Origin of the sequence: Methylobacterium sp. Leaf104 (assembly GCF_001422885.1) — a bacterium.
Lineage (GTDB): Bacteria > Pseudomonadota > Alphaproteobacteria > Rhizobiales > Beijerinckiaceae > Methylobacterium.
In genome coordinates this window covers 169,952-183,368 of sequence record NZ_LMMZ01000002.1, presented here as the reverse complement: position 1 = coordinate 183,368, position 13,417 = coordinate 169,952, and the positions used below count along the sequence as shown (strand labels likewise).

General features: G+C 73.4%; 12 protein-coding genes. 4 read left to right on the top strand and 8 right to left on the bottom strand.

What is annotated here, in order from left to right:
- The first annotated feature begins 65 nt into the window (after positions 1-65).
- On the top strand, positions 66-596 hold the full coding sequence (locus ASF49_RS04745; protein ID WP_056468542.1) for a GNAT family N-acetyltransferase: 531 nt from the start codon (positions 66-68) through the stop codon (positions 594-596).
- On the opposite strand, the gene ASF49_RS04740 is transcribed toward ASF49_RS04745, so the two are convergent.
- From ASF49_RS04740 to ASF49_RS04725, 4 genes are all read right to left on the bottom strand, one after another.
- The gene (locus ASF49_RS04740; RefSeq protein WP_056468537.1) at positions 577-1,899 is read right to left on the bottom strand and encodes an MFS transporter; all 1,323 of its coding nucleotides are present in this window, start codon (positions 1,897-1,899) and stop codon (positions 577-579) included. The genes ASF49_RS04745 and ASF49_RS04740 overlap by 20 nt on opposite strands.
- 137 nt (positions 1,900-2,036) lie before the next feature.
- Positions 2,037-3,455, bottom strand: a complete 1,419-nt coding sequence (gene trmFO, locus ASF49_RS04735) for a methylenetetrahydrofolate--tRNA-(uracil(54)-C(5))-methyltransferase (FADH(2)-oxidizing) TrmFO (protein WP_056468535.1) — start codon at positions 3,453-3,455, stop codon at positions 2,037-2,039.
- An 82-nt stretch (positions 3,456-3,537) separates the two neighbouring features.
- Positions 3,538-4,512, bottom strand: coding sequence for a S1C family serine protease (locus ASF49_RS04730; RefSeq protein WP_056468532.1), 975 nt, complete (start codon positions 4,510-4,512; stop codon positions 3,538-3,540).
- Between the two features lie 121 nt (positions 4,513-4,633).
- Positions 4,634-6,037 carry an FAD-binding oxidoreductase gene (locus tag ASF49_RS04725; protein ID WP_056468529.1) on the bottom strand — a complete coding sequence of 468 codons (1,404 nt, stop codon included), beginning with the start codon at positions 6,035-6,037 and terminating at the stop codon, positions 4,634-4,636.
- 289 nt (positions 6,038-6,326) lie between these two features.
- On the opposite strand from ASF49_RS04725, the gene serA reads away from it, so the two are divergent.
- From serA to ASF49_RS04710, 3 genes are all read left to right on the top strand, one after another.
- Positions 6,327-7,574, top strand: a complete 1,248-nt coding sequence (gene serA, locus ASF49_RS04720) for a phosphoglycerate dehydrogenase (RefSeq protein WP_056468689.1) — start codon at positions 6,327-6,329, stop codon at positions 7,572-7,574.
- Between the two features lie 144 nt (positions 7,575-7,718).
- On the top strand, positions 7,719-8,300 hold the full coding sequence (locus ASF49_RS04715) for a sigma-70 family RNA polymerase sigma factor (protein WP_082510865.1): 582 nt from the start codon (positions 7,719-7,721) through the stop codon (positions 8,298-8,300).
- Complete coding sequence (locus ASF49_RS04710; RefSeq protein ID WP_056468525.1) at positions 8,297-9,055, top strand: anti-sigma factor; 759 nt, start codon at positions 8,297-8,299, stop codon at positions 9,053-9,055. The genes ASF49_RS04715 and ASF49_RS04710 overlap by 4 nt, the downstream gene beginning before the upstream one ends.
- Positions 9,056-9,086: 31 nt before the next feature.
- Here the strand turns inward: ASF49_RS04710 and ASF49_RS04705 are convergent, their stop codons facing one another.
- The 4 genes from ASF49_RS04705 to copM form a co-directional block, all read right to left on the bottom strand.
- Positions 9,087-11,318 carry a xanthine dehydrogenase family protein molybdopterin-binding subunit gene (locus ASF49_RS04705; protein ID WP_056468522.1) on the bottom strand — a complete coding sequence of 744 codons (2,232 nt, stop codon included), beginning with the start codon at positions 11,316-11,318 and terminating at the stop codon, positions 9,087-9,089.
- Positions 11,311-12,381, bottom strand: coding sequence for an FAD binding domain-containing protein (locus ASF49_RS04700; RefSeq protein WP_056468519.1), 1,071 nt, complete (start codon positions 12,379-12,381; stop codon positions 11,311-11,313). Before ASF49_RS04700 ends, ASF49_RS04705 begins: the two co-directional genes overlap by 8 nt.
- Positions 12,378-12,896, bottom strand: a complete 519-nt coding sequence (locus tag ASF49_RS04695) for a (2Fe-2S)-binding protein (RefSeq protein ID WP_056468516.1) — start codon at positions 12,894-12,896, stop codon at positions 12,378-12,380. Before ASF49_RS04695 ends, ASF49_RS04700 begins: the two co-directional genes overlap by 4 nt.
- A 76-nt stretch (positions 12,897-12,972) precedes the next feature.
- On the bottom strand, positions 12,973-13,407 hold the full coding sequence (gene copM / locus ASF49_RS04690) for a CopM family metallochaperone (RefSeq protein WP_056468513.1): 435 nt from the start codon (positions 13,405-13,407) through the stop codon (positions 12,973-12,975).
- Positions 13,408-13,417: the final 10 nt, after the last annotated feature.

Sequence of the window (13,417 nt, the reverse complement as noted above, 5' to 3'; positions counted from 1 at the left end):
GGGCTTTTGCGTGTCCGGGCCTGCGGCGCCTTGTGTCGCGGCCCGCCGCGGGCCAAGTGGGAGACATGTTCTTCCGCAAGCTCGCCGCGCGCTACAGCCTCGCGAATCTCAAGCCGGTCGAGACCGCGCGGCTGCGGCTCGCGCCGCTGGTGCCGTCCGACGCGGAGGCCCTGCGCGCGCTGACCGACGACCCCGCCATCACCGGGGCGGTCGACTTCCTGCCCGCGCCCTTCACCTTGAAGGACGCGCGCCAGCTCATCGGCCCGGCCAAGGTGACGAAGGACTGCTTCCTGGGCGCCTGGCAGCGGGCGGACGGCGCGCTCGCGGCGATCGTCGGCCTGCACCTGCGCGGCGACCACGCCGTCGAGGTCGGCTACTGGGTCGGCGGCGCGGCCCGGGGACGGGGGCTCGGCACCGAGGCGGTCACCGCCGCGGTGGGCCTGCTGCGCACGCGCTTCCCCCACCGCTTCATCATCGCCCAGTGCCGGCCCGAGAACGCGGCCTCGGTCGGCCTCCTGCGCAAGGTCGGGTTTCGCGACACCGGCGATGCGGGCCAGCTGCCCGGACGCCGGATCTTCACGGTCGAGCCGGCGTGACCGGGGTCGCCGCGCCCCGTCCCCGTGCGCGGGCCGGTTGCCGGTAGATCAGCACGGTGGCGAAGAGGCCGCAGGCCCCGCCGAAGGCCATCCAGAGGCCGGGGGCCGCCGCGTTGGCGGTGGCCGCGATCAGCGAGGTCGAGATCAGCGGCGTCATCCCGCCGAAGAGGGCGGTCGCCAGGGAATAGGCCAGGGAGAACCCGGCCGTGCGCACCGCCGGCGGCACGATCTCGGTGAGCGCCACCACCAGGGCGCCGTTGTAGCTGCCATAGAGGAAGGACAGCCACAGCAGCACCACGAGCATGGTCTCGAAGCTCGGATGCGCCACGAGCCAGGCCAGGGCCGGATAGGCGGTGACGAGGGTCAGGCCCGAGAACAGCAGCAGGATCGGGCGCCGGCCGATCCGGTCGGAGAGCGCCCCCATCACGGGGAGCCAGAACAGGTTCGAGACCGCGACGCAGAAGGTGGCGATCAGGCTGTCGGTGTCGGAGAGCTTGAGCACGCTCCTGCCGAAGGTCGGGGTGTAGACCGTGATCGCGTAGAACGCGATCGTGGTCATCGCCACCATCAGCATCCCGAGCCCCACGATCCGCCAGTTCCGCCCCAGGGTGCGCACCACCTCGCCCACCGGCGGATGGACCTTGCGGGCCTGGAAGGCCGGGGTCTCCTGCAGCGAGCGGCGGATGTAGAACAGGAACGGCACCAGGAGGCAGCCGATCAGGAAGGGGATGCGCCAGCCCCAGGCGCCCATCTCGGCCGGCGCCAACAGGCGGTTGAGGACGTAGCCGATGGCCGCCGCCGCCATGATCGCCACCTGCTGGCTGCCCGATTGCCAGGCGACGTAGAAGCCCTGGCGGCCGGGCGGCGCCAGCTCGGCGAGGTAGACCGAGACGCCGCCGAGCTCGACCCCGGCGGAGAAGCCCTGGAGCAGGCGGCCGATCAGGACCAGGGCGGGCGCCAGGAGGCCGATCGTGGCGTAGTCGGGCACGAGGGCGATCAGGATCGTGCCGCCGGCCATGATCGCCAGGGTGACGATGAGCCCCTTCCGCCGGCCGACCCGGTCGACATAGGCCCCGAGCAGCACCGCCCCGAGGGGGCGCATCAGGAAGCCGGCCCCGAAGGTCATGAAGGTCAGCATCAGGGAGGCGAATTCGCTCTCGCTGGGGAAGAACGCCTTGGCGATGGAGGAGGCGTAGAACCCGAACGCGAAAAAGTCGAACATCTCCAGGAAGTTACCGCTCGTCACCCGCAGGACGGCGGCGGCCCGGGAGCCGCCCTGGTCGTGGTCTGGATGGCCTGCCATCGGAGTGCCTCACCTGATGCGTCCGGCCCGCGGGCTTTCATCCCAGGGTGGGCGCAGTGTTTCGCCGAGGCCAGGGCCGGCGGGGCGCAGCGGTTTCGATGCGGCCGGCCTGTCCGGGCGCGCGCCGCCTCGCAGCCCTACTCGGCCGCGATCTGCGCCGGTCCGTGCCCCAGCCAGGCCGCGAGGTCCGCGCGCGCCCGGTCGGTCAGGGCCTTCTTCTTGGCCACCGCCTTCTCCGGTCCCTTCAGGCGCTTGCCGCCCTCGCCCTTCGGAGCGTGGTCGAGGGGCGGGAACAGGCCGAAATTCACGTTCATCGGCTGGAACGAGCGCGGGGTCCCGGCCTCCTCGGCGGCGATGTGGCCGCCGGTGATGTGGCCGATCAGGGCGCCGAGCGCCGTGGTGGCGGGGAGGGGCGCGAGCGCCGCGCCGCGCGCCTCGGCCACCGCGAAGCGGCCGGCCATCAGGCCGATGGCGGCGCTCTCGACATAGCCCTCGCAGCCCGTGATCTGGCCGGCGAAGCGTAAGGAGGGCCGCGCCTTCAGCCGCAGGGTCGCGTCGAGGAGACGGGGGCTGTCGAGGTAGGTGTTGCGGTGGAGGCCGCCGAGGCGGGCGAACTCGGCGTTCTCGAGCCCCGGAATCGTGCGGAACACCCGGACCTGCTCGGAATAGGTCAGCTTCGTCTGGAAGCCGACCATGTTGTAGAGGGTGCCGAGCGCGTTGTCCTGGCGCAGCTGGACGATGGCGCAGGCCTTCACGGTGGGGTCGTGCGGGTTGGTGAGGCCCACCGGCTTCATCGGGCCATGGCGCAGGGTCTCGGGGCCGCGCTCGGCCATGACCTCGATCGGCAGGCAGCCGTCGAAGTAGGGCGTGGTCGCCTCCCACTCCTTGAAGCCGATCTTGTCGCCCCCGATCAGGGCCTGGATGAAGGCGTCGTACTGCGCGCGATTCATCGGGCAATTGATGTAGTCGGCGCCCGTGCCGCCGGGCCCGACCTTGTCGTAGCGCGACTGGAACCAGGCCTTGCCCATGTCGATGGAGTCGCGGTGCACGATCGGCGCGATCGCGTCGAAGAAGGCGAGCGACTCGGCGCCGGTGAGTTCGCGGATGCCCTGCGCCAGCGAGGGCGCGGTGAGGGGACCCGTGGCGATGATGGTCCGGCCCCAGGCCTCGGGCGGCAGGCCCTCGACCTCCTCGCGCACGATGCGGATGCGCGGATGGGCCTCGATCGCGGCGGTGACGGCCTTCGCGAAGCCCTCGCGGTCGACGGCCAGCGCGCCGCCGGCGGGGACCTGGTGCGCATCGGCCGCGCGCAGGATCAGCGACCCGAGGGTCCGCATCTCCTGGTGCAGGAGGCCGACGGCGTTGCCGTTGGCGTCGTCCGAGCGGAACGAGTTCGAGCAGACGAGCTCGGCGAAGTCGCCCCCGTGATGGGCCTCGGTGCCGCGCACCGGGCGCATCTCGTGGAGCACCGCGTCGTGGCCGCTCTCGGCGATCTGCCAGGCGGCTTCCGACCCGGCGAGGCCGCCGCCGACGATGTGGATGGCGTTGTCCGTCATCGGCACGGGATAAACCCGCCGGGGACTTCGATCAATGGAGGGCCTGGATCAATGGAGGGCCAGGATCAATGGAACGCCCGGATCAATGGAGCTGCGGCGAGACCAGGAAGCGCGCGCGGTCCGAGGAGGTCACCGAGAGCTTGAGGGGCTTGCCGTCGCGCTGGATCGTCAGCGGCACCCGCACGCCGGCCTCGCCCAGCGCCCAGACTTGGCGGAAGAAGCCGGCGAGGTCGGAGACGGGCTCGCCCGCCACCGCCACGATGACGTCGCCCGGGCGCAGGTCCGCCGCCTCGGCCGGGCCGTCGTCGGCCAATCCCATCACCACCACGGCGTCCTCGCCGTCGCTGGCATAGAGGCCGAGCCAGGGGCGCACCGGCCGGTCGACGCGGCCCCGGGCGGTGAGGTCGTCGAGGATCGGGGTCAGCAGGTCGATCGGCACGATCATGTTGATGGTCTTGGGTCCGGCCGTGCCGCCCTGCTGCAGCTGCAGCGAGCCGATGCCGAGGAGCGCCCCGTCCGGTCCGATCAGCGCCGCCCCGCCCCAGTGCGGGTGCGAGGGGGCGGTGAACAGGGCCTCGTCGAGGACGTATTCCCAGTAGCCGGCGAATTCCTGGCGGGCGACGATCTCGACGGCGAGGCTGCGCGCCCGGCCGCCGACGCCGGCCATCACGGCGCGGTCGCCGATCCTGACCGGGCCGGAGCGCCCGAGCTTCAGCGGCTTGATCTTCAGGTCGCCCAGCGCCTGGACGAGGCCGAAGCCCGTGACCGCGTCGAAGCCGACCACGTGCCCGGGCACGGAGCGCCCGTCATGGGTGGTGAGCCAGACCGAATCCGCCTCGGTCACGAGGTAGCCGATGGTGAGCACGAGCCCGTCCTCGCCGATGACGACGCCGTTCCCGGCCCGCTCGGTGCCCAGCGTCTCGGCGGTGAAGGCCTCGGGCGGCACCCGCGTCGAGAGCGCGACGATCGCGGTGAGCGCCTGCTCGAGGTCGTAGCCGTAATCGGCGGCCTTGGGCTGGGCGGATGCGGGGATCTTCCAGTCACCGGGCGAGGCCATGGGAGCGTCTTTCCTGCCGTCGTGTCGCGTGGTCGTCGAGACGGGAGATAGGTCGCCGGCTCGGATTCCGACAGTCTCGGGTCCTCGACAGCGCGGCGTCTCCCGCCGGCCCGGCCCGCGCTCAGGGGACGGCGCGCAGCACCTTGCCGGGGTTGAGCAGGCCCCGCGGGTCGAGGGCGCCCTTGATCCTGCGGGCGAGCGCCATCTCCTCCGGCCGGCGGTGGCGGACGAGCTCGTCCACCCGGTACTGGCCGATGCCGTGCTCGGCCGAGATGCTGCCCCCGAACCGCGCCACCGCGTCGTGGACGAGGCGGTTGACGGCGTCCGATTCGTGCGCGGGGCCGATGATCACGTTGTAGTGGATGTTGCCGTCGCCCATGTGGCCGAAGATGTTCGGCCGGGTGCCCGGGGCGCCCGCCGCCAGGGCCTCGCCCGCCGCCGCCAGGAAATCCGGGATCGCCGGGATCGGCACCGAGACGTCGTGCTTGACACTCTTGCCGGCCCGGGCCTCGGCCTCGGTGATGTGCTCGCGCAGGGCCCAGAGGGCGGCGGCCTGCTGGCCGGATTCGGCGAGCACGCCGTCGGTGGCGTCGCCCCGCTCCAGGGCCTCGCCGAGCAGCGTCTCCACCGCCTCGCGCAGGCCCGCGAGGCTCGAGCCCGCCTCCATCAGCACGGTCCAGGGGGCCGGCCCGATCGGGCTCGCGAGGCCGGCATGCTCGGCCACCAGGGCGAGGGACTCGCCCGCGATCAGCTCGAAGGCCTGGATGGTGTCGCCGAGGGCATCCTGCGCCGCCCGGAGGAGGCGCAGGGCCGCCGCCGGATCCGGCACCGCGAGGAGCGCCGTGGCGGTGTGGCGCGGGCGGGGCACGAGGCGCAGGATCGCGGCCGTGACGATGCCGAGCGTGCCCTCGCTGCCGATGAAGAGCTGCTTCCAGTCGTAGCCCGCATTGTCCTTGCGCAGGGCGCGCAGGCCGTCGACCACGGTGCCGTCGGCCAGCACCACCTCGAGCCCGAGGACGAGGTTGCGGGTCATGCCGTAGCGCAGCACGTTGATGCCGCCCGCATTGGTGGCGATGACGCCGCCGAGCATGGCCGAGCCCTCCGCCGCGAGGCTGACGGGAAGCAGGCGGCCTTCCGCCTCCGCCGCGTCCTGCGCCACCTTGAGGATGCAGCCGGCCTCCGCCTCCAGGGTCAGCCCGAGGGGGTCGACCCGGCGGATCGCGTTCATGCGGGCGAGCGACAGCACCACCTGGCCCCCGGAGGCGTCCGGGGTTGCGCCGCCCGCAAGGCCGGTATGTCCCCCCTGGGGCACCACCGCCACGCCGGCGGCGTGGCAGGCCGCCATCACGGCGGCGACCTCGGCCGTGCCGGCCGGGCGCGCCACCGCCGCCGGCCGGCCGGGGAAGAGGCGGCGCCAATCGACCGCGTAGGGGGCGAGATCCTCCTCGCCCGTGAGCAGGCCGCCTCGGCCGAGGCAGGTTTCCAGGCGGCCGAGGAGGTCGGCGGGCACGGCTGACTGGCTCATGGGCGGGGTCCTCGGCGGGTTCCTCGACGGGGTCCTCGTGCGGGGGCGCGGGGGCGGGCCACGGGCTCGAAGACGGATCGCCCCGGCATCCCGACGCCGGCCCCCCGGGTCAAGGGGGCGGCCTGACAATCGCCGCCGATGTTCAAGACCGGGCCTTGACCCGACCCGTGAACTGGCCTCTCACACGGCCCATTCGGGGACTCGTGCCGTGCGCCCGACGGCCGCGCGCAGCCCCAAGGCCCGGCGCCGCATCCGCCCCGCCGGGCGCGACATCCAGAAGAAGACGAACATGGCCGAAAGACTCTCCTTCCCGAAGGACAAGATCCGCGTCCTGCTCCTCGAAGGCATCAACGACAGCGCCGCCGAGCTCTTCGCCGCCGCCGGCTACACCAACGTCGTGCGGGTGCCCAAGGCGCTGGACCGGGAGGCCCTGCACGAGGCGCTGCGCGGCACGCACATCCTCGGCATCCGCTCGCGCACCCAGCTCGACGCGGCGGCTCTGGCCCATGGCGAGCGCCTGCTGGCGGTGGGCTGCTTCTCGGTGGGCACCAACCAGGTCGATCTCGAGGCTGCCCGCCACCGCGGCATCCCGGTCTTCAACGCGCCCTACTCGAACACCCGCTCGGTGGCCGAGCTCGTCATCGGCGAGATCGTGATGCTGCTGCGCCGGATCGTGCCGCGCTCGGTGGGCGCCCATGCGGGCGAGTGGGACAAGTCCGCCACCGGCTCGCAGGAGGTGCGCGGCAAGACGCTGGGCATCGTCGGCTACGGCAATATCGGCTCGCAGCTCTCGACGCTCGCCGAGGCGATGGGCATGCGGGTGGTGTTCTACGACCAGACCGACAAGCTGCGCCACGGCAACACCGAGCCCACCGACAGCCTGGAGACCCTGCTGGCCCAGAGCGACGTGGTCTCCCTCCACGTGCCGGAGACGCCCGAGACCCACAACATGATCGGCGAGGCCGAGATCCGGGCGATGAAGCCCGGCGCCTTCCTGATCAACAACGCGCGCGGCACCGTGGTCGACCTCGACGCCCTGGCGGGCGCCCTGCGCGACGGCCACCTGCGGGGCGCCGCCGTCGACGTGTTCCCGGTGGAGCCCGGCTCCAACCAGGAGCGCTTCGTCAGTCCCCTCCAGGGCCTGCCCAACGTGATCCTGACGCCGCATATCGGCGGCTCGACGGAGGAGGCGCAGGAGCGCATCGGCTCCGAGGTGGCGCGCAAGCTCGTCGATTACTCCGACATCGGCTCGACCATCGGCACCGTGAACTTCCCGCAGGTGCAACTGCCCGCCCGTCCCACCGGCACGCGCCTGATCCACGTCCAGCGCAACATCCCGGGCATGCTGGGGCGCCTGAACGACACCTTCGCCCGGCGGGGGGTGAACATCGCCGCGCAGTTCTACCAGACCGACGGCGAGGTCGGGTACGTGGTGGTGGAGACCGACGTCACCGATGCCGGCGCCGAGAGCCTGCTGGAGGAGATCCGGGCCCTCGACGGCACCATCCGCGCCCGCCTGCTCTACGAGCGTCGCTGAGGCGCGCGGTGGCGCCCCGGCGCGGCCTCGGTTAACCTGTGTTGAGACGATCCCGCCCGAAGGACCGCCCCCGGACCGACCGCGCTCGCGCCGGACACAGAGGAAGCCCAGCCGTTGCGTGCCAGTTCCCCGCGTGGCGGTCCCTTGCCTGATGGTCCCTTTGCGGAGGACGGCGCGGGCAGCGAGGCCGTCCTGGCGGACCTCCTCGCCCGCATCGGCCGGCGCGACGAGGCCGCCCTGCGGGTCCTCTACGACCGGACGGCGCCGAAACTTCTGGGCGTCGTCCTGCGTATCCAGTCGGATCGCGGCATGGCCGAGGACGTGCTGCAGGACGTGTTCCTGCGCATCTGGCAGAAGGCCGCCTCCTACAGCCCGGCGGCCGGACGGCCGCTGGCCTGGCTCTGTACCATCGCCCGCAACCGGGCGATCGACGGGGTGCGGCGGCGCAGCGAGGTCCAGGGGCCGGCGACCGAGGACGGGGAGGATTGGGTGGAGCGGCTGGCCGACCCCCACGACAGCGAGGGCACGATCCTCGGGCGCAACGCGCTGCAGGCCTGCCTCGGCCGGCTCGAGGCGCTGCACCGGGACTGCATCGTGCTGGCCTATTGCGAGGGCCAGTCCCGGGAGGACCTCGCCTTGCGCTACGACCGCCCCGTGAGCACCATCAAGACCTGGCTGCATCGCGGCCTCGCGACCCTGCGCGGCTGCCTGGACGGTGCGCCATGACCCCCGATCCGGAGGAGCGCGACCTGCGCCTGGCCGAGTACGTGCTCGGCACGCTGCCGCTGCCCGAGCGCGCGGCCGTGGACCTCGAACTCGCCGTGGACCCCGCCGCCCGCGCGGCGCGCGACGCCTGGGAGCGCCGCCTGGCGCCCCTCGCCCTCGGGGCGCCCGACGTCGCGCCGGGGCCGGGGGTCTGGCCGGCGATCGCCCGGCAGCTCGCGGCCGACGGTCCGCTTCCCGCCGTCTCGACGAAGGTCCAACCCGGAGGCGATCTCGGACCCGCCGCCAACGACGACCGCATCGGCGCCCTGCAGGGATCCCTGCGGCGCTGGCGCCTGGCCGCCGGCGCGGCCGCGGCCCTGGCGGCCGGGCTCGCCCTGTTCGTCGCCGTCGGCGGGCCGCGTCCCGGCACGGGGCCGGGCGAGGCCGACGGGCGCTACGTCGCGGTGGTCAGCAGCGGCGGCGAGGCGCCGGCGCTCCTCGTCAGCATCGACACCCGGGCCGGGACCGCACGGGTGCGCCCGGTGGGCGCGCAGACCCCGGCGGGGCACAGCCTGGAGCTCTGGTACGTCGGCGCCGGCGCGGCCCCCAAGACCCTCGGCCTCGTGGGCACCGGCGCCAGGGCGCTGATCCTGCCGGCCAGGGGAGACGCGCTGGCGGCCGGCACCTTCGCGGTCTCCGTCGAGCCGGCCGGCGGCTCGCCCACCGGGCAGCCGACCGGTCCGGTGGTCTATTCCGGCAAGCTGATCCGCGACTAGGCGGCGGCCCCGGGACTGCCGGCCCTCCGCCTCACCCCAGCAGCCGGTCGAGGGTGATCGGGATGTCGCGCACCCGCACGCCGGTGGCGTGCCAGACCGCGTTGGCGATGGCGCCGGCGGTGCCGGTGATGCCGATCTCGCCCACCCCCTTGATGCCCAGCGGGTTCACGTGCGGGTCGTGCTCCTCCACCAGGATCGCCTCCATGGCGGGCACGTCGGCATTCACCGGGATGTGGTACTCGGCGAGATTGCCGTTCATCACCCGGCCCGAGCGCGGGTCGAGCACCGCGTGCTCGTGCAGGGCCAGGGACACGCCCCAGATCATGCCGCCGTAATACTGGCTGCGCACGAGGTGCGGATTGATGATCCGCCCGGCCGCGAAGGCGCCGACGAGGCGCGTCACCCGGATCTGGCCCAGGTCCGGATCGACCTTCACCTCCGCGTAGACCGCCCCGTGCGCGTGCATCGCGTAGGTCTTTCGCGTGGCGGGGTCGCCCTGGCCCTGTCCCTTGGCCTCGACGGAGGTCCTGCCGGCGCGGGCCAGGATCGCGCCGAAGGATTCGGAGCGGGCGGGGTCGTCCCGGCGCGCGAGGCGGCCGTCTGAGGCCGTGACGCCGGCATTGCCGGCGCCGTAGAGGGGCGAGGCGCGGTCGTTGACGGCGAGCTCCGCCAGGGCGGCGATGGCGGCCTTGGCGGCGTTGTCGACCGCCGTGCCGCCGGTGGCGGTGCCGGTGGAGCCGCCGGCCAGGCCGCCGTTCGGCAGGTTCGAATCCCCGATGCGCAGCTCGACCTGGGTGATCGGGAGCCCGAGCCCGTCGGCGCCGATCTGCGCCAGAACCGTCCAGGCGCCCTGGCCCATGTCCTGGGCGGCGGTCTCGATCAGCGCGCTGCCGTCGGCCCGGATGGTGGCGCGGGCCTCGCCCTGCATCATCCCGGCCGGGTAGGTGGCGGTGCCGAGCCCCCAGCCGACCAGGAGCCCGTCGGCGTCGCGCATCTGGCGCGGCCGGCGCGGGCGGGAGGCCCAGCCGAAGCGCTCCGCCCCTTGCGCGTAGCATTCGCGCAGGGCCTTCGAGGAGAAGGGCCGGTGAGTGATCGGCTCGACCTCGGCGTAGTTGCGCAGGCGGATCTCCAGGGGGTCGAGATCGAGCTCCAGGGCCAGTTCGTCCAGCGCGCTCTCCACCGCGACGCTGCCCGAGGCCTCGCCGGGGGCGCGCATGAAGATGGGCGTGCCGATATCGGCCCGGGAGACCGCGTGCGTGGTCGCGATCGCGCCGGCCGCGTAGAGGTGGCGCGAGAGGATGCCGGAGGGCTCGACGAAGTCGTCGTGCCGGCTCGTCAGGGTCAGGGTGTGGTGGTCGAGAGCCGTGAGGGTCCCGTCCCGGGTGGCGCCGAGCTTCAGGGTCTGGCGCGTGGCGGCGCGGTGGCCGACCGGGCCGAACATCTGCTCGCGCCGGGTCACCAGCTTGACCGGGCGCCCGACGAGCTTCGCCGCCATGATCCCGAGGATCTGCGGCGCGGCGATGAAGCCCTTCGAGCCGAAGCCGCCGCCGAGATAGGGGCAGACCACGTGGATGTTCTCGGGCGGGATGCCGAAGAGGCCGGCGAGCCGGCCCTTCGCGATCCAGAGCGCCTGGGTCGGGGTATGGAGCGTCAGGCGGTCGCCGTCCCATTGGGCCACGCTGGAATGGGGCTCCAGGGCATTGTGGTACTGCGCCGCCGTGTCGTAGGTCGCCTCGATCCGCGCCTCGGCCGCCGCCATGCCGGCGGCGAGGTCGCCCGCGCCCTCGTTCGTGGCGGAGCCGGCCCCGATGGTCTCGGGTGCGAACACCTCGCCGGACCCGAGGGCGACGCTGACGGCTTCCGATTCGTAGCGGGGTGCGAGCAGGGCCGCGCCCTCGGTGGCGGCCTCCAGGGTGTCGGCGACGACCACCGCGATCGGCTGGTTGGCGTAGCGCACGCCGTCGTTCTGCAGGAGGTCGAGGCGGAACGCGAAGGGATTGTCCTTCAGGTCCGGCGACTTGGCGAGCTTCGGGGCGTTCTCCGGGGTCATCACCGCGATCACGCCCGGATGGGCTTGCGCCGCCGCGACGTCGAGATGGACGACCCGGCCGCGCGCCACAGAACTCACCGCCATCACCGCGTGGGCCAGGCCCTCGGGCCTGACATCCGCGCTGTAGCGGGCGGCACCCGTGATCTTGGCATGGCCGTCGCGCCGGGTGAGGGGCTGGCCGATGGAGGCGCCGTGGCGCTGACGCTCAGGCATGGACGGGGGCTCCGGCCGAGGGGGAGGGGCTGGCGGCAAAGGGACTCGCAGGAAGCGCCGGCACGCGCTCCGGCGTGCCGGCGGCCGCGAGGGTGAGCGCGCGGACGACGATGCGGCGGGCGAGCGCGATCTTGTAGGCGTTGTCGCCCGAGGGTCTGGCCTCGGTCAGCGCCGCCTCGGCCGCGCTGGCGAAGGCCTCGGGGGTGGGGGCGGCGCCGGCCAGCAGGTCTTCCGCCGCCCGCGCCCGCCAGGGCTTCAGGGCGACGCTGCCGAGCGCGATGCGGGCCTGGCCGATCCTGTCCCCGTCCATCCGCAATCCGACCGCCGCCGAGACCACCGCGAAGGCGTAGGAGGTGCGCTCGCGGACCTTGAGGTAGCGGCTGTGGGCCGCGAAGTGCTCCGCCTCGGGCGGCAGGGTGACGGCGACGACGAGGTCGCCGGGCTCCAGCACGGTCTCGCGCTGAGGCGCGTCGCCCGGCAGGCGGTGGAACGCCTCCAGGGGCACGGAGCGGGCGCCGCCCGGCCCCGCGATCTCGACGGTGGCGTCGAGCGCCGCGAGCGGCACGCAGAAGTCGGACGGGTGCGTGGCGATGCAGTGCTCGCTCCAGCCGAGCACCGCGTGGCTCCGCGTGACGCCGCCCAGCGCCGCGCAGCCGGCGCCGGGGTCGCGCTTGTTGCAGGCGCTGGCGGTGTCGGTGAAATACTGGCAGCGGGTCCGCTGCAGCACGTTGCCGGCGGTGGTGGCGACGTTGCGCAGCTGCCCCGAGGCGCCCGAGAGCAGGGCCTCCGCCAGGGCCGGGTAGCGCTTGGCAATGACAGGATCGTGCGCCAGGGCCGCGTTGCGCACCAGGGCGCCGATCCGGGTCGCGCCGTCGGGGCCGCGCTCGATCCGGTCGAGGCCGGGCAGGCGGGTGATGTCCACCAGGGTGTCGGGGCGGGTGATCCCGCCCTTCATCAGGTCGACGAGGTTCGTGCCGCCGGCGAGGTAGGCCGCACCGGGGCGGCCGGCCGCCGCCACCGCCTCGGCGACGCTCGTGGCGCGGATGTAGTCGAAGACCTTCACGCCGCGTCCTCCGCGAGCTGGCGGCCGGGCAGGACGTCCGGCCCGGTCATCACCGTGTGGGCGCTGAGCACCGCCTCCGTGATGCCCGCATAGGCGCCGCAGCGGCACAGATTCCCGCTCATGCCCTCGCGCACCCGCTCGGGGTCGCCCCCGGTCTGGCCCTCCCGGATCAGCCCGACCGCGCTCAGGATCTGGCCCGGGGTGCAGAAGCCGCACTGGAAGCCGTCGTGTTCGAGGAAGGCGGCCTGGACCGGGTGCAGGGCCTCGCCTTCGGCCAGACCCTCGATCGTGGTGATCGACGCCCCGTCGTGGCTGACCGCGAGCGCCAGGCAGGCATTCACCCGGACGCCCTCGACCAGGATGGTGCAGGCGCCGCACTGGCCCCGGTCGCAGCCCTTCTTGGCCCCGGTGAGGTCGAGGCGCTCGCGCAGGAGGTCGAGGAGGGTGACGCGGGCATCCTCCAGGACGACGCTGCGGCGCGCGCCGTTCACGGTCAGCGTGATGGGAAAGCTCATGCGGGAAGCGCCCTCGGCCGGCTTGTCTGGAAAGGCTCCAGATAGAACCGCGGCGGTTCCCGACCAGGGGCGCCCGTCAGCGCGCCGCGGCCTTCGCCTCCGCGTCCTTGCGCTTCAGGATGGCCTGCAGCTGGGCGACCTCGGCCTCCTGCGTCCTCACGATGCCCTCGGCGAGCGCCCGGACCTCCGGGTCCTTCGAATATTGCAGGGCGACCCGGGCCATGGCGACGGCGCCGGCATGGTGGGGGATCATGCCGGCGGCGAAGTCGCGGTCGACGTCGCCGGAATAGCGGATCTCCATGTCGCCGTGCATGCGCATGGCGGCTTCCTGGAACGCCTTGGTGGCGGGGGAGGCGGCCCCGGCCTTCGCCTGCCCCTTGTGCGTGTGGCCCGGGGTGCCGTGGCCGTGGTCGTGGCCGTCCCCGTCGTGGTGATGGTCCTCCGCCGCCGGGGCGGCGGCCGTCAGGGCGAGGAGGGCGAGGGTCGCGAGCAGGGTGCGCGGGATCGTCATGGGGTTCGTC